Origin of the sequence: Saccharothrix ecbatanensis, from assembly GCF_014205015.1 — a bacterium.
GTDB classification, from domain to species: Bacteria; Actinomycetota; Actinomycetes; order Mycobacteriales; family Pseudonocardiaceae; genus Actinosynnema; species Actinosynnema ecbatanense.
The window spans coordinates 1,933,138-1,955,628 of sequence record NZ_JACHMO010000001.1 but is presented as its reverse complement, the minus strand read 5'-3'; the positions used below and the strand labels follow the sequence as shown (position 1 = coordinate 1,955,628).

Below are 22,491 nucleotides of genomic sequence, written 5' to 3'. Positions count from 1 at the left end.
TTCTGTATGACACGTGTCAGTCTGCCGGCGATCCAGCCCTGCGAAGGTCTCACCTCTACCGGCTAACCGGAATGCGTTACTGAGCCTGCACCGTGCCGTGCCGCGCCGGCTGGACCTGCACGCTCAGCCCTCCAAAATGAGTCAGACACATACCCTGACCCACACGTACACCGCCGCCGCGTAATCCAGCCAGTCGCCGTTCGATGCCCCAGAGGAGTGGCAATGCGACACAGATTCGCGCGCCTTCTTTCGATCACAGGCTGCGTGCTGGTGCTGATGGGCCTGGCTTCCGCGCCGGCGCCCGCGCACCCCGAAGGGTTCCACGTCCTGCTGTTCAGCAAGACCGCCGCCGGGGCCTACCGGCACGACTCGATCCCCGCGGGCATCACGATGTTCGAGCAGCTGGCCGCCCAGAACGACTGGGAGCTGACCAAGAGCGAGGACTCCTCGGTCTTCAACGACGCCGCGCTCGCCACGTTCGACGTGGTCGTCATGCTCCAGACGTCCGGCATGGTGTGGGACAACGACGCCCAGCGCGCCGCGGCGCAGAAGTACATGCGCGCCGGTGGCGGTTTCGTCGCGATCCACAACGCGACGGACATGAACGTCGAGCAGCAGTTCCCGTGGTGGGACCAGATGCTCGGCGCGACCATGACGCAGCACTCGGCCACCGTGTCCGGCACCGCCAAGGTCGCCGACCGCAAGCACCCGTCCGGCACGGCGTTGCCGGACCGTTGGACGCGCACCGAGGAGTGGTACAACTTCACCCGCTCGGTCCGCGGCAACGCGCACGTGCTGGTGACCGCCGACGAGACGACGTACGACCCCGGCACGAGCCGGATGGGTTACGACCACCCGATTTCGTGGTGCCGCAACTTCGAGGGCGGTCGGCTGTGGGCCACCGCCATGGGCCACCAGGCGTCCAGCTACTCCGAGCCGCTGTTCCGCGAGCACGTCAAGGGCGGCGTGGAGTCGGCGGGCGCCAAGGTCCAGGCCGACTGCGGTCCCACCTCGTGGGGCAGCTTCGAGAAGGTGGCGCTGGACGACAACACGGTCGGGCCGGCGGCGTTGGACGTCGCCAAGGACGGCCGCGTGTTCTACGCGGAGTACGGCGGCAAGGTCAAGGTCTACAAGCCGAGCACCCGCACCACCGTCACGGCGGCCACCTTCAACGTCTACACCGGCGGTGAGGACGGGCTGACCGGGCTCGCGCTCGACCCGAACTTCGCCACCACCAGGTGGATCTACCTGATGTACTCGCCGGCGGGCGGCAACGAGGACATCGCGCGGGTCTCCCGGTTCACCGTCAACGGCGACACGCTGGACATCGCCAGCGAACGGGTGCTGATGAAGGTGCCGTCGTCACGGCAGGCGCCGGAGCCCGGCCACACCGGTGGCTACATCGCGTTCGGCCCGAACGGCAACCTCTACATCGGCACCGGTGACGACGTCCAGCCGCACCGCTCCGACGGCTACGCGCCGATCGACGAGCGGCCGGGTTGGGCGAGCAACGACGTCCAGGCCACGTCGGCCAACACCAACGACGTGCGCGGCAAGATCCTGCGCATCCACCCCGAGACCGACGGGACCTACACGATCCCGGCCGGCAACATGTTCGCACCGGGCACGGCCAGGACGAAGCCCGAGATCTACGCGATGGGCTTCCGCAACCCGTTCCGGTTCTCGGTGCACCCGACGACCGGCGCGATCTACGCGGCCGACTACGGCCCCGACGCGGCCAACGACAACGCGAACCGCGGGCCCGGCGGGACCGTGGAGTGGAACATCATCACGTCACCGGGCTTCTACGGTTGGCCGTACTGCATCGGCGACAACATCCCGTTCAACGACTACAACTTCGCCACCGGGCAGTCGGGCGCGAAGTTCAACTGCGACCGGCCGGTGAACAACTCCCCCAACAACACCGGCCTGACCGAGCTGCCGGCCGCGCGCAAGGCCGACGTCTGGTACGGCAACGGCGCGAACGGGAACAAGTTCCCGGAGCTGGGCAGCCCCAGCGGCGGCGAGGCGCCCGGCGCGTTCCCGATCTACCAGTACGACGCGAACAACCCGTCGGCCACCAAGTTCCCGGCCTACTTCGACCAGACACCGTTCTTCGGCGAGTGGTCGCGCAACCGGATGTGGGAGTTCCGGGTCGGCCAGGACGGGAAGCTGTTGAAGATCAACGACTTCCTGTCGAACCTGAGCTTCAAGTCGCCGCTGGACATGAAGTTCGGCCCCGACGGAGCGATGTACCTGCTGGAGTGGGGATCCGGCTACGGTCGGGACAACCCGGACTCCGGGCTCTACCGGATCGACTACAAGAGCGGTGACCGGAGTCCTGTCGCGACGGCCACGGCGACGCCCACCTCGGGCACCTCGCCGTTGTCGGTGCGGTTCTCCAGCGCGGGCTCCGGTGACCCCGAAGGCGGCCCGGTGACGTACCGGTGGGAGTTCGGTGACGGCGGCACGTCCACCGCAGCCAACCCCACGCACACCTACACCGCCAGGGGACAGTTCAACGCCAAGCTCACCGTCACCGACGTCGGCGGGAAGACCGGTGTGACCAGCGTGATCGTGACCTCGGGCAACACCGCGCCCACGGTCAACCTGAGCATCCCGGACGGCGGCATGTTCGGCTGGGGTGACTCGATCCCGTACACGGTCACGGTCACCGATCCCGAGGACACCACGATCGACTGCGCTCGCGTGACCACGACCCCCGCCCTGGGGCACGACCAGCACGGGCACGACCTCTCACCGATCCCGGGCTGCTCGGGCACGCTCAAGGCCGAGACCGACACCGCGCACGCCGAGCTGAACTCGTTCTGGGTGGCGGCGAGCAAGTACACCGACAACGGCACGACCGGGGTGCCCGCGCTCGACGGCAGCCGCAAGGTCCTGCTCCAGCCCAAGCGCAAGCAGGCCGAGTACTTCACCGGCTCGTCCGGCGTGCGCGTGGTGGCGCAGGCCGGGGCGGAGTCCGGCGCGCGGGTCGGGGACATCGGCAACAACGACTGGATCTCGTTCACCCCGTACAACTTCACCGGCATCAACCAGGTGTCGCTGCGGCTGTCGTCGCCGGGCGGTGGTGGGTCGGTCGAACTGCGCGCCGGTTCGCCGACGGGGGCGTTGATCGCCACCGTTCCGGTTCCGAGCACCGGCGGCTGGGACAACTACGCGAGCACGCCCGCCGTGAACGTCACCAATCCCGGTGGCACCACGCAGTTGTTCGTGGTGTTCAAGACCGGCACGGGCACCACGTACGACCTGGACTCGATGACCTTCACCGGAAACGGGGTCGGCACACCGGGTCCCGGCGGTGGAACCAGCCGCATCGTCGGCGTCGGCGGCAAGTGCGTCGACGTCAACGGCAACAGCAGCACCGACGGCGCCAAGGTCCAGCTTTGGACGTGCAACGGCGGCGCCAACCAGACGTGGGCGCGCACGGGGCAGACGCTCCAAGCCCTGGGCAAGTGCCTCAACGTCAACGGTGGCAGCACCGCTGACGGCGCGCTGGTGCAACTGTGGACCTGCAACGGTTCGTCCGCGCAGAACTGGGCCGTGCAGTCCGACGGCACGATCCGCAACGGCGCCAAGTGCCTCGACGCCAACGGCGGCAGTTCGGCCGACGGCACCCAGTTGATCATCTGGACCTGCAACGGCGGCGCCAACCAACGGTGGACGTTGTCCTGAGCGGGCGGTCCGCGGCTCCGGCACGCGCCGGAGCCGCGGACCTCCACCGCGAGATCTCACCGCACGGCAAGGAGGACGGTCATGGGCAGGACCACGTCGGTGGGGCGGGCACGGCCGGGCAAGCCCGCACGCCGTCCTGAGGCACCGCGTTCCTTGTGGGGATCGGCCACCGCCCTGGTCACCACGTTCGCGCTCGGGTTCGCCGTCGCGTTCGTGTCCGGCTCGTGGACATCGGGGCCGGACGCGACGGAACGCCGGATCGCCGAGTTGAAGGAGGCCGAGGCACGGCGCGACATCGACCAGGTCGGGACGTTGATCGAGTTGGCCAAGGGCGGCCGGGAACGCCTGACACCGGTGTTGGAAGCCATGGCGAAAGCGTCCCCGCTCCCCGACACGGCACCGCCGACCGCGCCGACGATCGACGAGGTGCGCGGCTGGCGCGAGGTGGTGTCCGCGGAGACGCAGCGTTACGTGGACACACCGTCCGCGGGCAACGGGGTGAACGTCGCCCGCACCGGGATGCGCACCGCCGTCCAACAACTCGCCGCCGCGGTCGACGGCTTCGCCACCGCGGTCACCGCTCCCGAGCCACTGGCGCGCGACCTGCTGACCCTGGCCGGCGCCCAACGCACGCTGGCACTGCGCACCTGGTCGGTCGCCGCGCTCCAGTTGGACGTGATCAGCGTCGACGCCGGCAAGGGGCACGTGCACGTGTACCTGCCGTCCGGCCCGGACTCCGGCACGATCCCGGCCGACACCGCGCCGGAAGGCAGCGGGTGACGTCGGCTCGCACCCATCAGCCGGCGTGCACCCATCAAGAAGGCACACCACACAGAACGGAAGCACCCACGTGTCAAAGGAAAACCGCCTCCACCGGCGTTGGACGCTGATCGGCGCCGCCGCCGTGCTCCTCCTGACCGGCGCCGATGTCGCCGGCGCCGAACCCGCGCGGGCACCCGTCGCAGCCGATGTCGTCACCGCCGCCGCGACCCCTGGGTGCGGCAAGACACCGACCCTGCGCAGCGGCACGCACACGATCCAGAGCGGCGGCAAGACCCGCAGCTTCATCCTGAGCGTCCCCGACACCTACAACAACACCTACCAGCACCGGTTGGTCTTCGGGTTCCACTGGTTGGGCGGCACCATGAACCAGGTCGCCGGTGGCGGGAGCGACGGGGCCGTCTACGCCCACTACGGACTGAAGCAGCTGTCGAACAACACGGCGATCTTCGTCGCGCCCCAGGGCCTCAACAACGGCTGGGGCAACTCCGGCGGCGAGGACGTCAACTTCGTCGACGCCATGATCAAGCGGATCGAGGACGATCTCTGCGTCGACACCACGCAGCGCTTCTCGCTCGGCTTCAGCTACGGCGGCGCGATGAGCATCTCGCTCGCGTGCTCCCGGCCGACGATGTTCCGCGCCATCGCCGCCATCGCTTCGCCCGGTGAGATCAGTGGGTGCTCGGGCGGCACCGCACCCGTCGCCTACATGGGCATCCACGGCCTCAGCGACAACATCGGAGGTGGACGCGCCCAGCGCGACAGGTGGGTCCGCAACAACGGCTGCACGGCGCAGAACCCGCCGGAGCCGGCCCGGGGCAGCAACACGCACATCAGCACCGCCTACTCCGGGTGCCGGACCGGGTACCCGGTGGTCTGGGCGCCGTTCGACGGCGGTCACCAGCAGGGACCCGTGGACGGGTGCGCGGGCTGCGAGAGCGGCGCCAGGAGCTGGGTCAAGGGCGAGGTGTGGAAGTTCTTCACCGGTGACCAGGGTCCGGGTCCGGGTCCGGACCCGACCACGTTCCGGCTGCGCGGTGAGGCCAGTGGCCGATGCCTGGACGTCAACGGCGCGAACTCGGCCAACGGCACCGCGATGATCATCTGGGACTGCAACAGCGGCGCCAACCAGCAGTTCACCCTGAACGGCAAGGCGCTTCAGGTGATGGGCAAGTGCCTGGACACGCCGGCCAACGCCGCCGCGGGCGCCCGGGTGCAGATCTGGGACTGCCACGGCGGCACGAACCAGCAGTGGAACGTCAACAGCAACGGCACCGTCAGCAACGCCCAGAACGGGCTGTGCCTCGACGTCAACGGCGCCGCCACCGCCAACGGCAGCACAGTGATCCTGTGGAACTGCCACACCGGCGCGAACCAGCGCTGGGCCCGCGCCTAAGCGCTTCGCTGATCGTCGTCACCGGCCACATCCCACCGACCGTGAGTCGGCGGGATGTGGCCGGTGACAGGCCCGCGGCATCAGCCCTTGAAAGCGCCGTCCAGGATGCCCGCGACCATGCGCAGCTCGACCAGGATGAACACCACGACCAGCGGGATGGTGGACAGGAACGAGCCGGCCATCGCCAGCCCGAGGTCCGTCGAACTGCTGGTGCTACGTCATGCGGACACCTTCCACCTCCGCATTGACACCGGCCAGAGGTGCTCACCAGCCAGAAGAGCCAGTGCTGCGTCGCCAGTAGATCGAGTAGGGGTCGATGAAGCAGATCTCGTCTTCGATGCCGTGCTGCTCCCGGTACTCGTGCACCGCGGTCGCGCAAGCAGGTATGCCGTAGTCATCCACGATGACGTACCCCCTGGGCGAAAGCTTCGGGTACAGGTGCTCGAGTGCGTCCATCGTCGAGCTGTACAGGTCACCGTCCAGCCGGATGACCGCGAGTTGGCTGATCGGGGCGCCAGGAAGAGTGTCGGCGAACCAGCCACTCAGGAAAGACACCTGCTCGTCGAGGAGTTCGTACCGGCTGAAGTTCTCCCGAACGGTCTCCTCGCTGACCGCGAGCATGGCGTTCTTCTCGTGCAACGCAAGCTCCTGGTCCATCGGGTGACTGCCGGCTGTAGTGGTCGGCACTCCCTGAAACGAGTCTGCTACCCAGACCGTGCGATCCTGCACCCCGTGTGCCTTGAAGAGGGAACGGGCGAAGATGCAGGCACCGCCGTGCCACACGCCCGTCTCGATGAAGTCACCGGGCACACCATCGGCGAGCGCGCGTTCCAGACAGAACTGGAGGTTGTCCAGCCTTCTCACACTCACCATCGTGTGCGCGATGTTCAGCCACGGCGTGCCGTGCTCGCGGCGCGTTGTGTCGAAGACCGGCTGGCCTTCGACCCAGGCGACCGGCACACCCCGGTAGATCGTGTTCGTCAGGGTGCGTTTCATGAGATCGAGATACAGCTGACCGTCCGCCTTCATCCGCACCTTTCCGCTGTGCAAACCGCCTCGACTGGCCACTACGCGTTCGCCACGCTCACGCCGCCGCCGTGGCATGCACCGAGTGCACCTCGCCGAAGACGATCGAGAGTTCCTGGCCGAGACCTTGTTCGATCCGTCGGGCAAGGATCGGCAAAGGGGTCGTCTCGATCAGGCTTCGCTGCCACCGGATCACCAGTTCGTTGCGGCCCGTCTCCACCTGCTCGGCCGGAACCGAGAACCGGCAGAGGTGCCAGCGGTCGCCGAGTTCGAAGCTGCCGACCTCGTGCTCGTTGATCAGCACCTGGGTCGTTCCCTCCCCGGATGTGCCCAGCCGCATGGTGATCTCGACGTGGACCACGGCCGGTCCGGCCGCGATGAAGAGGAAGCGGCTCTCCTCGGTGTGCGCACGGAAGTAGTGCCGATAGCCGGTGGGCCGGCCAGGCAGGGTGTCGAGCAGCCCTTCCCAGTCCAGTGGACGCCAAGCCGGAGCCAGGGTCGGATCGAGGAGGTTGGTACGCGTACCCGGTACGAGCGCAGCGTGCGACCGAACGGGCGGATCGTCATCGGGCCGACCGCGCGCCGCGTTGATCTCAGCGGTGAAGGACCTGACAAGCGTGTCGTCGTACAGGTACCTGCCTACGCGGCCGATACCACGCAGGCAGCGCTCCGCGTTCGCGAACTTCGGTATGTCGATTGTCCGCATCCACCAAGGCGTGGCCGCGGCGGGCGCGGCACAGTACGCCTCCATGGCTCCCACTATCTGTGGTGCCGCGCGAGCGGCCAGCCGGGCGTAGAAGGAGATCACCTCACTCGATTGCGCGAAATCCGCGTTCACGAACGCCGCGGAGAACGCCGCGCCGGCCTCGACCTCCGGGGCCGGCCCGCGCAACGTCCGCGCGCACAGCTCTGGCGTGACCTTCAACCCGAGTACGGGCCCGAGGGCGCACGCGATCTCGGTCGCCGCGAACACCAGGCCCTGGCCGTTGAGATGACAGAAGTCGGCAAAGACCGTCCTGTCTGGAATGCCGCTCGCACACTGCGCGGGCAGGGTAGCCGTGAGATCCACGACCGCGCCGCCGCGGCTGACAGCGGCCGTCCGCGCGGCGTTCACCCCGATCGACGGTAACCACGACGGATCAATGCCATCACACCACAGGCGAACGTCGCGGGCGTGCCGGTAGTTGGCCAGCGCCTCGTCCGTTTCACCACGGTCCAGGTGTATGCGGGCGCGGTAGCGGTACGGCTCCTCGGACACGCCACCGTCGAGACGGTGCAGCTGCTCGCACCCGGCCAGCACCGCGGCCTCGTCGCCGTCGCGCATTTGCTGCCTCGTCCGGCGCATCACACGATGCCACTCAGAATCCTTGCCGTTCCCGAGGACCGGCGCGAGCGGCACGGTGTGCCAGTCCAGCAGGTTCGATTCGGGAAGCACGAACAGCACAGGTGCCTGACTGGCGAACAGGTCGCAGATGCCGTTCACGAAGTCCGTGACGGCATTGGCCAGCCTGGACTCCCGTTCGCGCAGCAGCTCAGCGACTCCGCCCCGCTCCAACGCACGGGCCTCGTCCGCTTGCCGGCTTTTCGACGCCCACTCGGTCAGTTCGTACTTCCAGTTGTTCCCGGCGAACACGACGACCGCGTCCGGAGCCAGGTCGCGGGCCGATTCGGCGATGTCGAGCAGGTCCTGGAACCGGGCACCGCTGCGGGCGAGATCCACCACCTCGGCCCGGCCAGGAGCGGTGGCGTCCAGAGCCTGCTCGATCATCAGCGCGGGCGTGACCAGCGGCTCGTAGAGCAGCCCACGGGCCACGGATTCCCCTAGCAGCAACACCCGGCGTCGGTCCGGGACTCGGGTGAAGCCCGCGCTGTCCGACCAGTTCGGCCATTCGCCGTCGACGCGTTCGTACCGGTCGCCGTTCGGGTTGTGCTCCCAAATGCCAATGCGCATCTGCTCCGCCTCCTCCGTTGACATCAGGCGAGCTCGTAGACGGCCAACTCGCGCTGGACACCGGGCTCATCGCTCTGTGCGGAGCTGAAGCCGCGCGCGGCCACGGCCTGGCGCCACGACGGCGGAACGTCGTCCGTGTCGACGAGCACATCCTGCATGATCAGAGCGTCGAGCCCCGAACGCGCGAAACACGCCAGCGCGTCTGTCGGTGTGCACACGATGGGCTCGCCACCCTGGTTGAACGAGGTGTTCAGCAGCACGCCACACGCCGTCCGCTCCCAGAACCTCTCCAGCAGCCGGGCGTAACGGGGGTTCGTTCCTGAATGGACGGTCTGCACCCGCGCCGACCCGTCGACGTGCGTGACCGCCGGCAGGTCGTCGGTACGCACCCGGGTGGTTTCGAGCATGAACGGCAGCGGTACGTCGCAAGTGAAGTACTTCGACGCCAGCCGATCCAGAACACTCGGGGCGAACGGGCGGAACGGCTCGCGCATCTTCACCAGCTTGTTGATGCGGTCACGCATGTCCGGCACTCGGGGATCTGCGAGGATCGACCGCGCGCCCAGCGCGCGCGGCCCGAACTCCATTCGCCCCTGGAACCAGCCGATGACCTGACCGGCCATCAACCGCGCGACCACATCGTCGAGCAGATCGTCGAAACGGTCGCGGTAGTCGGCGTACGGCAGGTTGGCGGCGCGCATCACAGGAATGATGTCGCGCGCGGTGGAGAACTCCGGCCCGAGATAGGAGTGCGTGAGTCGCTCCACCGGCGGTGGCGCACCGAGGTCGAAGGAGACCTGAGCAGCCGCGCCGGCAGCCCCGCCCGCGTCACCGGCCGCCGGCGGTACGAAGATGTCGTCGAACATGCCCGTGGCGCGCAACTTGCCGGTGGCGACGCAGTTCAACGCCACGCCGCCGGCAAGGCAGATGTTCTTGGCACCGCTGTACTTCCTGACAGCGTCAGCCTTGCGCAGCACTATCTCCTCAAGCACCACCTGCGCGCTGCGGGCGAGGTCGGCGTGCCAGTCGGCCAGGGGTTCACCGGCACCCCGTGCAGGCCGCCCCAGCAGCTCGGGAAGCCTGTCGGACCACATGCGACGCAGTCCCATGAAGTCGAAGTAGCGCAGGTCGAGGTGGATGTCGCCGACGTCGTTCCATTCGATGAGCCGGCGCAACCGGTCGACGAGGGTCGGTTGCCCCAGCGGCGCCAGACCCATGGTCTTGTATTCGCCCTCGTTGACCTCGAACCCGAGGTAGGAGGTCACGGTGCTGTAGAACAGCCCGAGCGAATGCGGATACCGATCGGCCTCGATGAGCCTGATCCCCGACTGCGTGGATCCGAAGCCGTACGAGGACGTGGACCACTCACCCACGGCGTCGAGCACGAGAATCGCCGACTCCTGGAAGCCGGAGAAGTAGAACGCACTTGCGGCATGGGACAGGTGGTGCGGCAGGAAACGCACCGGTCCGTCGTAACCGATCCCCTCGCGAAGCGCCCGGTAGGTGCGGTGCGGGTCGGTTCGGCCGAGCAGCTCGGTGACCGCTTCCTGTCGCGTCTCGGCCGCGGCCATCGACAGCTGCCGGTCGAGCTTCATGGCGGGGTCCTCGTAGAACGCGACCCAGTCGATGTCCGCGATGGTCAGACCGGTCATGTCCAGGCAGGCGCGCGCAGCTCGCCAGGGCACGGTGCGATCCTGTTTGCGGCGGGAGAACCGTTCCTCCTGGGCCGCCGCCTCCAGCCTGCCGTCGACGCACACCGCGGCGGCGGCGTCGTGGTAGAGCGCCGAAATACCGAGCACGTTCATGGTCACATCTCCACTGGGTGAGGTCCGTGGACGAGTCCGAAGCTGGCCAGCCGGGCGTGCTCGGACAGCACCACGTAGAGGTCGTGACGGCCGTTGCCGTTCGCCGGGGCCTGCACGGTGCACCAGCGCCACGCCCGGTCCACGACCGGCACAGTCAGCCACGCCACCAGGTGTCCGGTCGCCGGATCGTCCAAGCGCAGCTCGACGGTGGCGGGCACATCGCCGGTCGTGGCCACCTGCGCGACCGCGTGGTCGACGTCCGGCAGCTCCACGTCCCGGAAGCACAACCAGCCACCGTCGCCTCGCGCCGCCACCGCGTCACCGCCCAGCGGCGCCTCGTCGACGATGCGGATGTCGTGGCTGTCGTCGAAGTCGACGGCGCGGGCCAGGCGGCCGCTCACGTCCCGCGGCGCCACCGGCGGGGCGGTCACGGTCAGCGCGACCGTCCCGACGATGTCCGCCGACGACCGGCCGATCTGGAGCTCGTACCGGCCCGGCCCGGTCACGAACCGTCCGGAACCGACGTCCCAGTGCGCGAGATCGTCGGCATCGAGCCGGAACGACACCTCGGCGGACTCGTCCACCGGCAGGTGGATGCGCCGGAAGCCCCGCAGTTCCCGGATCGGGCGCCGGATCCGCTCGCCGGGCGCCCGTACGTACAGCTGCACCACCTCGTCGCTGGCGACCGGCCCCGTGTTGGTGATGGTCACGGTGACCTGGCACGCGTCGTCGCCCGACAGCACGTCGTTGTCCAGCCGCGGCTCGCCGTACCGGAAGCGGGCATAGGTGAGGCCGTGCCCGAACGGGTACAGGGGGTCGCCGGGGAAGTAGAGGTAGGTCTTGGAGCTGCCGATGATGTCGTAGTCGTGCAGATCGCCCAGCTGGTCCGGGTCCCGGTACCAGGTCTGCGGCAGACGTCCGGCAGGCGGGCTGGTCCCAAGGACTGTGTCGACGATGGCCTGGCCCTGCTCCTGGCCGCCGTGCGCGGACCAGAGCAGTGCCGGCACCTGCTCAGCCAGCCACGGCGCGGCGATGGGACGACCGCTGACCATGACGAGGGCCGTCTTCGGGTTCGCGGCCAGTGCGGCCCTCACCACCGCCTCCTGAGCCCGAGGGAGAGCCATGTCGCTCGTGTCCTCGTTCTCGCGTCCGTTGATCAGGGGGTGGGTGCCCACCACGACGAGCACCGCGTCCGCACCGGCCGCCCGGTCCGCCACCAGGTCCGTGGCGCGGGAGACGGTGTGCAACCGCAGTCGAGTGGCCTTGTCCGGGTCGGCGACGCGTGCCGTGAGGAATCCGTCGCAGACGCCCACGTAGGTGTCCGAATAGACATGCCGCAGATATGACCAGCCGTCCTCGTCCGGGACGAGCGTGAAGGCCTCGGGCACAGCCCACCCGTACGGGATGAGGGCGCTGTTGGTGAGAGAACCGTCGTCTTCTCGAGACGCGAACCGTCGGTTCGTGACGGCGCGGAAGGTGACGATGTCCCCGCCCCAGTCGAACACGTCGAACCACCGCTCCTCGTCCGAGCCCACCGATGCGATGCGGAGCGGCTTACCCTCGGCGTCCGGCTCGGCACTGACGAAGCCGCCGCCGTCCACCTCGAGAACGACCCGGTCAACGCCCTCGACGTGATCGATCCGATCAGCGCCTAGCCGGTCGCGGAGAACGTCGAGCACGCTGTGGTGGTAGGGCAGGCTGCCGGAGACCCAGTCGATGAGAACCTTGTCGGCGTGCGGGCCGACCACGGTGAGCCGGCGGACACCCGCCTCGTCGAGGGGCAGCAGGTCGGCGTCGTTCTTGAGCAGCACCACCGATTGCCTGGCCGCCGTCAGCGCCAACTCGGCCGTGTCCTGCGGCTCCACGGGCTCGGCGTCGTCCTGCCCGAGTTCGCCCAGCCGGGCCCGCATCCTCAGTAGGCGCCGGACCGGCGCGTCCACGTCCTCCTCGGACAGCAGACCCTTCGCCGCCGCAGCACGCAGCGCCTCGACCGTGCCGATCGGGTCGGCCGAGTCATTGGTGAAGCTGTCCAGTCCGGCGCGCAGTGCCGCCGCGTAGGCGTGCGGGAGGTCCTCGAAGTAGCCGTGGTCCTCGACCATGCCCTTCGTGCCGTGGGCGTCCGACACCACGACCAGGTCCGGCTGCCAGGACCTAAGCAGTGGAAGCAGCGGCGTGACATGACACGGGCGCCCGTTGACGCGGTTGTACGACAGCATGACCCCGGAAACGACCCCGGCCCTGATGACTCGTTCGAACGGGCGCAGGTCGTATTCGTGGAGCACGCGCGGCCGTATCTCCGCCCACGCCCGTCCCTTGTCGGTTTCGTGGTTGTACGCCAGGAAGTGTTTCAGCGTCGGTGCCGTCACCAGGGCGGCGCACCGATCCGCAGGACCACCGCCGCGTAACCCCCGGCAGTACCCGATCGCGAGCATCGCCGTGAGCGTCGGGTCTTCGGAGTAGCCCTCCTCGTTCCGTCCCCAGCGCGGGTCACGCAGCAGATTGACCACCGGACCCCACACGTTGCGGCTCACCGTCGGGTCCAGGTGGTGCAACTGGTGCACTTCGGTGCCCACCACCGCGCCGATCGCTTCGAGCAAATCCGGGTTCCAGGTGGCACCGAGTCCGACCGCCTGCGGGAACACCGTCGCAGGCCCCAGCCAGGACACACCGTGCAGGATTTCGGTGCCGGTGCGGAAGTCCGCCAGCCCCAGACGCGGCACGGCCGGCGCGTGCTGGTGCAGGAGTGTCAGCTTTTCGTCGAAGGTCAACCGGCGGACAAGGGCATCGACCGCTGGATCTGGGTCCACGGATTCCCCCGGTAGGTCGCATGGGGTGGCCGTCCGCACCTGGGAAGACAACACGAAATTCGGGTGTCTCCGGTAAGTTGGCGCGACCGGAAAGCTCGATATCACGGTTCGCGTTTTATCGAGGCGATTCAAAAATAACGTTATCGATCACTCGGATTGTTGTCAAGTATTAGCCCGAATCTTTCGCATGGGTCGCAGCCAGGCTTGAAGCCGGGACCGGTGGCTGTTTGGAGTCCTCACCATCGTCATGACCGTTGCCCTCATCGACGACCTGAAGCCCTTCCCAGCCGGCTCGGTCCTTCATGGAGTGCGGAGGATTCACGCACCGGACGTACCAGTCCGGGGCTTTGATCTCATACCGCGCGTCCAGAAAGGACACGAACTCCCGGCGGATGTCACCGAGCGACCGATCGTCGACCGCCAGCGCGTAACCGACCAGGCGGTGGTACCCGAGATCGGCAGGCTCTGCGTAGACGTCGGCGACATCGGTTCGAGCGACACGCCTCCAGACCTCACGAGTGGCATCCAGATCGACGTATCCGCCGGGGCAACGCACCCAATTCGGTCCCCGCACCAAGGGCACGACCCCGGCCACGTGGTTCAACTCGCGTGCCGGAATGTCCTGGACGGCCGAGGCGACGACGAGTCGCTCCATGCCGGACAGAATCTCGTGCTGCACCTTTCGCGGCAGCTCACTGATGTCACCGGCCAGTACGATCTCGCTGGCCGCTCCCGTGCCCCAGACGTTCATGTACACGCCGCCTCCGGAGAACTCGTAGGCCTCCTCGACGACCTCCGTCCGCCGCATGAGCTGCTGCAAGACTTCTGCTGACGGCTCAGGTGCGACGCTGCGATCTGTCCGGCTGTCGTTGAACTTGACGTCCAGGCCGATCCGACGTCCGATCATCACCTCTTGTTCTCGCAACAGCGCGTCCTTGGCGAGGGGGTCACACTGGCCCATTATGTAGGCGGTGACCGTCGCGTTGAAGGCATTCCGCACGACCTGGTCGAACGACATTTCCGTGAAATCGACGAGGCAGGCGGTGTCCAGGGCAACACTCGCCACGAGAGAACGCTGCGGTTCGACAACGCGGTTGCTGGCCACGAGTTGGAACACGACCCGAGTCCTGTCGAGACAGACCCCGAGCGCCACCGCCGCCGCCGCCAGGATGACGCTGGAACTCGACACGCGCAGACGTCGGGCACACGTCTCGGCCGCGCGAATGGCCGCGGGTGACCGCATCCGCAGTACGAGGGCCCGCATGGGACCGAAGTCGCCCGGAGGGACGTCCAAGGTGGTCGCGACAGCCGGCTGGAGGATCCGTCGAACGTGGTCGAGGGCGCGTGTGCAGATTGCCACCCCCGCCGGCGACTGTTCGAAATCGGCCTGGTCGACCGGTTGCCACCGGGGAAGCGCGCCCGGCTCTCCTCCGGAGAGCTGCCGGGACATCTCGGCCGTGACGATCAGTGCGCCGCCATGGTCGAGCGCCATGTGGTTGAAGGCCAGCACGAGGACGGCGGGGTTCCCTCCGGTGAGCACTGCGGCGCACCGAACGGGCCACTCGGACTCGATGTCGAACGGGAGCTCTTTGAGGCGCTCGGCCAACTCCCCCGCGAGTGTCGTGACGTGACCAGCGTGTGTCTCGTACAGGTCGAACGCGAGTTCGCCCTCGCCCGCCACGACCTGCCGCACGGGCCCGCCCTTCGTGACATATGTCGTGCGGAGCGACTCATAGCGTCGCAAGACCTCGCACATCACGCTCTGCAGCCCGCGTACGTCGCAGTGTTCCGGCAACGGGACCTGCACGGTGAAGGTCAGAACATTCGCCGAGTCGCCCGCATTTCTCAGATGGCGCAACAGGTGCAGTTGCCCCCACGTCGCCAGCCCACTGCGTGCGGTGGCGCCTGTTACTCGGAGCGTCGAGGACAGCACCGGCCGGAGAACGGAATCAGAGATTTCTGCGGACACACCGACTCCAGGAGAATAGGGGGCGTCGAGCGATTGAAAACACTGCGGCAGTGGGGTCCGGCCCGCAGCCGGCGCCGCCACGGGCCAGACCCCGACGCGAGTTTGCACGGATTCGACAGTTTCGACGATTTCAACAGAGAATCTTCGACAGATTCGAACACGGTCAGTACCTGCCCGATCACCCGTTCAGCCGATGGTGCACGCGAAGGCGTCGCACGTACATTCGTTGCGATAGCGAATGCCTAACGGATTGACAGTTCGGGGGAATATAGATGTCACAATCTTCCGGGGCCTTGCGTGAGCCGGTGCCACTGCCCACCTCGACTGGACCTGTACAGAACAGAGTGGACGAAACACCCACGAGATTGCGGATCAGCGAGATCGAAGCGGGTATCTCGCCACGACTGGGCGGCACTGACGAGAACCACATCAGGCTACTGGCCGGTGTCGCGTCACCACTGCCCCCCATCCTCGTTCATCGCGAGACCATGCGTGTCATCGACGGCATGCACCGGCTGACCGCCGCCCGCCTGAACGGCGCCGACGAGATCGAAGTGAAGTTTTTCCACGGCAGCGACGCGGAAGCGTTCCTGCTCGCGGTCCAGACCAACACCGCGCACGGGTTGCCACTGACAGGCGCCGACCGGCAGGCGGCCACGATCCAGATCATCGCCGCGTACCCGGAGTTGTCTGATCGAGCCGTCGCCGCCATTGCCGGCTTGTCCGCTCGCACGGTTTCCGGCATCCGCAAACGCACCGGCGCTCCCCCTTCCCGGCACCGCCTGGGCCGCGACGGTCGCGTACGACCCCTGTCCACTGCGGAGGGACGCAGGACCGCCGGTCAGCTGTTCGCCAACCAGCCCCAGTTGTCGCTGCGCGAAGTCGCGGCACGAGCCGGCATCTCGGTGAGCACGGCTCGCGACGTCCGCATGAAGATGAGCACGGACGGGCGGGACGAGCACCCGGCGACGGGTGACGTGCGCTCCTCGCACGACCACTCCCAGACGGTGACGGCACTTCCCGAGATGCGCAGTCCTGGACTGGACCTCCAGTCCATGGTCGACGGTCTGCGGCGCGATCCGTCCATCCGCTACTCGGAGCGGGGACAGGGCATGTTGCGCTGGCTCGCGCTTCGGGCGATCACTGTGAGCCAGTACCGCCAGATCATCGACGGTCTTCCGCCACACATCACCAATCGGCTCGCCCGGATCGCCCGCGAGTACGCGGCGGTCTGGACCGGCTTCGCCGATGAACTGGACAGCAGGAACGCCGAGTCCGGCTGAGAACCGGGGCCGAGCACCGAATACGCGCTGCCCGTTCAGCCCGGCCGGCACCTCGGCGAGGTGCCGGCCACCGCTCGCCGGTGAGCTGAGCGGGAGGTGGTGCCCGATGTGCGCCATCTATCGGAGCTCGGACGCGTTGGTCCGACGAAGGTCGTCGGCGATCATCGCCTCGGCACCGGAGTTCCGCCGCTCTTCCAGTCGGACGCGGTTGGTCTCGTACTCGGGCGTGTCACGTGCCGGCCCGTGCTCGAAGTGCAGGCAAAGCAGGTTCCCGCGCTGCGCCCACGCCTTCACCGCGGGTGCTGTGGCGGTCAGCTTGTGCAGCAGGTCTTCGTCCTCACATCCCCAGCCGACGTACTGTTCGCAGTAACCGCCGACACTCGCGAACCTCTGCCGGTCGACGAGGACGGCCCCCCAGTGGAGCGCCGGTCGGCGGGAGAACTCGTCGGCACGGCTCGCAGCGAGCTGCGCGGGTGGATCGACCCAGAGCTGTCCGTCGAAGTCCGACCACACGAACACCGTTTCGCCCGGCAGGTTCACGAGCTCGCCCAGCTCACCCCTTCGCACGAAACACCCGGTGTTCGAACTGTCCGGCAACGCCCACCGCCACGGTGGCCCGGCTGGGGGCATGCCGACCAGGCGGAGCATCCTCGGCTGGGCCAGGAACCCACCCACCGCCTCCGCGGCGGCCTTGGCGTCGCGCAGATAGCTGCGGCTCAGCGGGACGACGTCCATGTCGCTGATGTACAGCCAGTCGCCCTGGGCGGCTTCGGCCGCGACGTTGCCCAGCACACCTCGCGACGGTGTCTCGGTGGATGAAGCCACCACCCTGACCCGATCGTCATCCCGCCCGGCGAACTCCGGGCCAAGACGCGTGTCCCCGTCCGTTGCGATGACGACTTCGCACGAGATGTCCTGATCGAGCCAGGAGTCGACGACGGTCCTCACCGTGTCGCCGTCGCGTCCTTCGCCGAACAAAGTCATCATCACGCTGACTTCGGTCATGCGATACCGCCTTCGCGAGTGTCGTGCTCGTCCGGCCGCTGAACCAGTGTGGTGTTGGCCGAGCAGCCGTGGTCGATCCAGTCGTTGCGGCGCACGAGTTCCAGCCGCTTCACATCGATGGAGCCGGCACCGGTGAGCTCATGCCACGTCTTGGCATTCGCCTGCCCGTGTGGAATCTCGTTGCCGACCGTGCCGAGGCAACCGCTACAGGCCTTCAACGGGGTCTCGCGTTCCAAGAACAGCTGAAGTCGGTTCCGCAGACCGTCCAACGGCTCGATTCCGCATCGTTCGGTCATCGCATCGTCCCCGTTGGGTATCACCGGGCACAGGTACACGTTCCCCTCGTGCACGGTGTGGCACGACCACTTGTGCGCTACCTGACAGGTGTCGAACACCATCTGGGTCTGCTCCGCGTCGAGAGGCAGCGCGGAGCGCACCTGCCGGAACGTGCGGTAGTCCTTGATCACCACCTCGGTGCCGTTCCGCTCAGCGTGGGTGCGCAGCTCGTCGAGCGCGTGCTGCCGGATGTTCACTCCGGGGTACCGGGAGATGTAGACCAGGTCGACCACGTCCAACCACTTCAGGTCGATCCGGTGCAGCCGAGTCCCGTTGGTGGTCAGGCAGAGCCGCCCACCGATCCCGGAATCGCGCACCGCCTGGAATATCTCGTTGATCCGGGGGTGCAGCAGCGGCTCGCCGCCCACGACCCGCAACTCCTGGACGGTCACCGCCTGCGCCAGGTTGGCCAGGTCCCGCCGGACCACCTCCGGGTCGGCGAAGGCGGGCGTGGCGACCGGACTGGCATGTGAGCACGCAACGCACGCGAGATTGCAGTGCCAGGTGGCGTTGATTTCCAATGCGAACAGATCGAGACGCTCCACTGTGGACTCTCTTCAGTCGAAGCGGACAGCTCATCCGGCGATCCGGTCACGTGCCGGACGAAGAAGTCCGCGAACACACCAGCCGGTCAGACACCCGCGCCGTCAAGCGGCTTGCGAATCGCCCCCACCGCGAGCCTGGCGCTGCCGGCCAGCACCTCAACGGGGTTCGGACGGCCACGGAAGTAGTCGTCGCAGGCCATCTTGACGCCCGGGAAACCGTCCCAGGCGCGCGGATTCTGCTCTGCGTCGCAGTAGTCGTCGATCAGGATCACGCCGCCGGGCACCAGTCGCGGATACACGTACTCCAGACTCGTGAGGATCGATTCGTAGTAGTCCCCGTCGAGGTAGGCGAAAGCGACCTGACGCGGACAGTAGCTCGGCAGTGTGTCAACGAACCAGCCCGCGTGGATGGCCGGGGTCGGCAGATCCCAGTCGGCGAAGTTCTCCTTCACCTGCTCCTCCGTGACGACCAGGTCGCCGTCGCCCAGCAGCACGTCGTGCTGTCCAGGAGTCGGCAGACCCGCGAAGGAGTCGAACAGGTGCAGCTCGCGCTCGGGCGCGAAGTCCTGGATGACCCGCTGGAGCCACACACTGGTGTGCCCGGCGTTGCAGCCGACTTCGAGCACCGCGCCCGGCCTGTTGTAAAGCAGCACGGACGACAACGACCAGTAGATCGCGTTCAGATGATCCATGCTCGACCAGGAATTGCGTGCGAGCAGTTCGTCAGCCATGCCGACTCGCATCTGTTGTCTCCAGATCACCTGTGCGGAAAAGGAAGGCGGCGGCAGCACTTCTCTTGCAGCGTCCACCAAGGATCGAACTATTCGGCGACGGAGTCAACGCGTGTGTTCGAGTGCGGAGATTCCGCACTCGAGCACCCACTACTGATGTCCGCCGGCAGGTACAGGGGCGCAGCCGGACTTCGGGCGGCCGCCGAGGTTCACGGAGACCGGCCTACCCCTGGGCTACGAGCCCGCCATGGCACCCTGACTTCAACCTCCGCAGTCCGGCGCACCGACAAGCCTGACAAGACCGTTGAAGTCATCTTCCGCAAGAGCGCCCATGAACTCGGTGGGATCGAGTTTCACCGCAAGTTTCTCTTCTATTTCCATGAACAGCTTGATCGCGCGGAACGAGTCACCGCCGCGCTCGAAGAACCTCTCGTGGCCTTCGACTCGCCCTTCGGTCGAACTTGTGAGCGCGTCCAGCCAAAGCCCGGACAGAGTTTCCCGAACGTTGTTCACAACGCTCTCCTGGTGGCTCGTCACACGTCGTCCCAGGTGACAGGGAGCTCACGCACGTTGGCGATGCGGTGCCCCGAACGGATTTCAAGCGCGGACATCGGCACGGTCACCCGGAGGCCGGGCAGCCGTGTCAGCAACCCGCGGAACGCCTCCTGCAGTTGCAGCCGGGCAAGTTGGGCGCCGAGGCAGTGATGGGCGCCCGCACCGAAGCCCAGGTGAACCTTCGGTGCTCGTCCGACATCGAGCCGGTCAGGATCGTCGAACACCGTGCGATCCCGGTTGGCGACGTCGAACGTCGGCAGGACGATCTCCCCGGCTGGAATCGTGACTCCGCCGAGGCACACCTCTTCCCGGGTGATCCGCGCCAGTGGGACGAACCCGCTACCACTGATGATCACGTACCGCAGCAGTTCCTCCACGGCCCCTGGGATGAGGTCGGGATCGGCGCGCAGCCGGGCGAGCTCGTCGGGATGCCGGCAGAGTGCCAGGAACGACATGCTGATCGAGTTGCTGGTGGTCTCGTGGCCGGCGGCGAGCAGCCCGACGCAGAACTTGATGAGTTCGACGTCCGAGAGCCGGTCGGCCGAATCGGGGTCGACCAGCATGCTGATCAGATCGTCCTCGGGAGCCCGCCGTTTCTGGGCGATCAACTGCGCCATGAAGACGGCCATGGCCGTGTACGCCCTGGCGATGTCGTCCGGCGAGCGGCTCCAGTCGCCGAATATCTCGTTCGACAACGCGTGGAAGCGGCTGACATCCACTGCGGACACTCCGAGCAGCGCGCATGTCACGCTTGCCGGAACCATCAGCGAGAACGAGTGGACGAGGTCCACCGGCCGGGGCCCGGCGAGCATCCCGTCGATCAGGTCGTCGACGATCTCGGCGACTTGCGCGCGGAGCACTCGGATGCGTTTCTGGGTGAACGCGCCGGACACCAGCTTGCGCAGTCGACTGTGCTCTGGCGGGTCCATGCCGATCAGGCTGTCGGCGAGCGTCGGCTCCGTGCCGTACACGTGGCGGCCAGGGGCGAAGACGAGCGCGCGGGAGTAGCGCGGATCGATCATCACTTCCCGCGTCTCGTGGAAACCGGTGACCAGCCAGGCCGTGGAATCGTCGGGCAGGAGAACCTTGTTGACCGGGCACTTCGCCGTGAGTTCTCGTATTTCCGGCCCCGGCTCGTAGGGCACCGGAGACGGCGGGAACGGGAACCGCGGAACTTCGGACTGAGTAGACATCGTGGGCAGACTCCGGACGTTGACTCGCAGGTCAGATGTGCGGTTGCACGTTTTCTCCGGACATTCGTGAAAGTCAGCTCGGCGGGTCCGGCTGTGGCGATTCGGCGGCTTGGCGTCCGCCTGGCTTCGGACCGCCCGGCATGCGCATGGTCCGGATCGTGGGGCTCAGGTGCATGACGATCGTGAGCACGGCGACCAGGGCGGCGAAGAGCAAGAACGTCGGCGCTTGTCCGGTGCTGTCGAGCAGTAGCCCGGCGAGCGGCGGCCCGATGGGCGCGGCGATCCCGGCCGCGAGCAGCGCCGCGCTGACGACCCGGCCCTGCAACTCCGGCGGAGTGGTGTCGATCTGCACCGCGAAGAGCGTCGCGTTCGCCGGCGTGGCGAGGAAGAACATCACGGCCAGCAGCACGCCGATCACGTAGATGTTCTGGACCTGTCCGAGCGTCGCGAGCGCGGCGCAACATGCCCAGCCGAACGAGTACAACAGCGTGGCAGGAGACAGGCGCCTGCTCAGTGACGGGGCGGCCCACGCCCCGAGGATCCCGCCGAGCGCGGCCATGCTGAGCGCCGTGCCGAGATGGAACGCGGCGCCCTCGCGGGCACCCTGCGAGGCGATGATGGCGATGGTGAGGCCGGCGAAGACGACTTGGAAACCGGTGGCGCATGCCAGGGTGACGCGCAAGAACGGCGACGACGCCACGTACCGCAGCCCGACGGGGATGTCGCGCCACAGCGTGCGCAACCGGCCCGGTGCCCGGCTGGGCCTCATTTTGTTGCGCACCAGCATGGTCAGGCCTGCGCAAGCGACATAGGAGACGGCGTCCGCCAGGACGGGCAGGACGGCGCCAACGCCGTACAGGTATCCGCCCGACGGCTGCCCCGCGAGGCCGGCGACGTGGCCACGGGCCGAGTCCTGCGCCAGTGCTTGCGGCAGCTGTTCCGGCGGGACGACGTGGCGGATCGCGACGGTCTGCGCCGAATCGAAGATCGCACCGCAGACAGCGCCGACGACGGAGGCGACGAGCAGCTGCGGCAGCGTGAGGCTGTCGGTGAGTATCACGATCACGATCCACAGCGTGGTGGCCGCACGCACCAGGTCGGGCACGACCATCAGTGGCTTGAGGGGATACCGGTCCGCCAGGACGCCCGCCGGCAGTCGTGTCAGCGCGGCGGCGAACATGCCCGCGAAGCTGACGACCCCCACCATCGTCGCCGAGTGGGTGACGGCCAAGGCAAGCAGCGGGTACACGATCCCGGTCATGCTCGACCCTGTCGCGGAGAACACCTGCCCGATCCACAACAGCCTGAAGTCCCGGTTGCGCCGCAGCGGGGGCGCATTCCCGGCGGGCTGCGCGTCCTGCGACGCCGTGGACGCCGACCCGGCGTCTTGTTCTTGAGGCGTCGGCCGCCGGT

At 67.6% G+C, this 22,491-nt stretch carries 16 protein-coding genes; 5 read left to right on the top strand and 11 right to left on the bottom strand.

The genetic code is table 11. From position 1 onward, the window contains the following. The first annotated feature begins 222 nt into the window (after positions 1-222). The 3 genes from F4560_RS08460 to F4560_RS08450 all read left to right on the top strand — a co-directional run bounded on the left by F4560_RS08460 (position 223) and on the right by F4560_RS08450 (position 5,872). Entirely contained in the window at positions 223-3,696 is a 3,474-nt protein-coding gene (locus F4560_RS08460; protein WP_184918367.1) for a ThuA domain-containing protein, read from the top strand. 81 nt (positions 3,697-3,777) lie between these two features. Then, positions 3,778-4,476, top strand: coding sequence for a hypothetical protein (locus F4560_RS08455; RefSeq protein ID WP_184918365.1), 699 nt, complete (start codon positions 3,778-3,780; stop codon positions 4,474-4,476). A gap of 70 nt (positions 4,477-4,546) precedes the next feature. Then, the gene (locus F4560_RS08450; RefSeq protein ID WP_184918363.1) at positions 4,547-5,872 is read left to right on the top strand and encodes a ricin-type beta-trefoil lectin domain protein; all 1,326 of its coding nucleotides are present in this window, start codon (positions 4,547-4,549) and stop codon (positions 5,870-5,872) included. Between the two features lie 264 nt (positions 5,873-6,136). Here F4560_RS08450 and F4560_RS08445 read toward each other — a convergent pair whose 3' ends face one another. The 5 genes from F4560_RS08445 to F4560_RS08425 all read right to left on the bottom strand — a co-directional run bounded on the left by F4560_RS08445 (position 6,137) and on the right by F4560_RS08425 (position 15,430). Continuing rightward, the gene (locus tag F4560_RS08445) at positions 6,137-6,901 is read right to left on the bottom strand and encodes a TylF/MycF family methyltransferase (RefSeq protein ID WP_184918361.1); all 765 of its coding nucleotides are present in this window, start codon (positions 6,899-6,901) and stop codon (positions 6,137-6,139) included. Positions 6,902-6,956: 55 nt separating this feature from the next. After that, a complete protein-coding gene (locus F4560_RS08440; RefSeq protein WP_184918359.1) occupies positions 6,957-8,873 on the bottom strand; it encodes an SGNH/GDSL hydrolase family protein in 1,917 nt (638 codons plus the stop codon). Next, positions 8,873-10,654 (bottom strand): carbamoyltransferase family protein, encoded by a 1,782-nt coding sequence (locus F4560_RS08435; RefSeq protein WP_184928986.1) that lies wholly within the window; start codon positions 10,652-10,654, stop codon positions 8,873-8,875. Before F4560_RS08435 ends, F4560_RS08440 begins: the two co-directional genes overlap by 1 nt. A 2-nt stretch (positions 10,655-10,656) precedes the next feature. Next, the gene (locus F4560_RS08430) at positions 10,657-13,422 is read right to left on the bottom strand and encodes a glycoside hydrolase family 3 protein (protein ID WP_184918357.1); all 2,766 of its coding nucleotides are present in this window, start codon (positions 13,420-13,422) and stop codon (positions 10,657-10,659) included. A gap of 208 nt (positions 13,423-13,630) precedes the next feature. Continuing rightward, the gene (locus F4560_RS08425) at positions 13,631-15,430 is read right to left on the bottom strand and encodes a hypothetical protein (protein WP_184918355.1); all 1,800 of its coding nucleotides are present in this window, start codon (positions 15,428-15,430) and stop codon (positions 13,631-13,633) included. A 488-nt stretch (positions 15,431-15,918) separates the two neighbouring features. Here F4560_RS08425 and F4560_RS08420 point away from each other — a divergent pair, with 488 nt between their 5' ends. Next, a complete protein-coding gene (locus tag F4560_RS08420; RefSeq protein WP_221483403.1) occupies positions 15,919-16,713 on the top strand; it encodes a ParB/RepB/Spo0J family partition protein in 795 nt (264 codons plus the stop codon). 117 nt (positions 16,714-16,830) lie between these two features. Here the strand turns inward: F4560_RS08420 and F4560_RS08415 are convergent, their stop codons facing one another. The 6 genes from F4560_RS08415 to F4560_RS08390 all read right to left on the bottom strand — a co-directional run bounded on the left by F4560_RS08415 (position 16,831) and on the right by F4560_RS08390 (position 22,363). Further along, positions 16,831-17,718, bottom strand: a complete 888-nt coding sequence (locus F4560_RS08415; protein WP_184918351.1) for a galactosyltransferase-related protein — start codon at positions 17,716-17,718, stop codon at positions 16,831-16,833. Then, positions 17,715-18,599 (bottom strand): radical SAM protein, encoded by an 885-nt coding sequence (locus tag F4560_RS08410; protein WP_184918349.1) that lies wholly within the window; start codon positions 18,597-18,599, stop codon positions 17,715-17,717. The genes F4560_RS08415 and F4560_RS08410 overlap by 4 nt, the downstream gene beginning before the upstream one ends. Before the next feature lie 86 nt (positions 18,600-18,685). Then, positions 18,686-19,330 carry a TylF/MycF/NovP-related O-methyltransferase gene (locus tag F4560_RS08405; protein ID WP_184918347.1) on the bottom strand — a complete coding sequence of 215 codons (645 nt, stop codon included), beginning with the start codon at positions 19,328-19,330 and terminating at the stop codon, positions 18,686-18,688. A gap of 261 nt (positions 19,331-19,591) precedes the next feature. Next, positions 19,592-19,843, bottom strand: coding sequence for a phosphopantetheine-binding protein (locus F4560_RS08400; RefSeq protein WP_184918345.1), 252 nt, complete (start codon positions 19,841-19,843; stop codon positions 19,592-19,594). A 20-nt stretch (positions 19,844-19,863) separates the two neighbouring features. Next, positions 19,864-21,030 (bottom strand): cytochrome P450, encoded by a 1,167-nt coding sequence (locus F4560_RS08395; RefSeq protein WP_184918343.1) that lies wholly within the window; start codon positions 21,028-21,030, stop codon positions 19,864-19,866. 121 nt (positions 21,031-21,151) lie between these two features. Next, positions 21,152-22,363, bottom strand: a complete 1,212-nt coding sequence (locus F4560_RS08390; RefSeq protein ID WP_312868829.1) for an MFS transporter — start codon at positions 22,361-22,363, stop codon at positions 21,152-21,154. On the opposite strand from F4560_RS08390, the gene F4560_RS46030 reads away from it, so the two are divergent. Further along, the gene (locus F4560_RS46030) at positions 22,257-22,475 is read left to right on the top strand and encodes a hypothetical protein (protein WP_221485436.1); all 219 of its coding nucleotides are present in this window, start codon (positions 22,257-22,259) and stop codon (positions 22,473-22,475) included. The two genes, F4560_RS08390 and F4560_RS46030, sit on opposite strands and share 107 nt — an antisense overlap. Positions 22,476-22,491 lie beyond the last annotated feature (16 nt).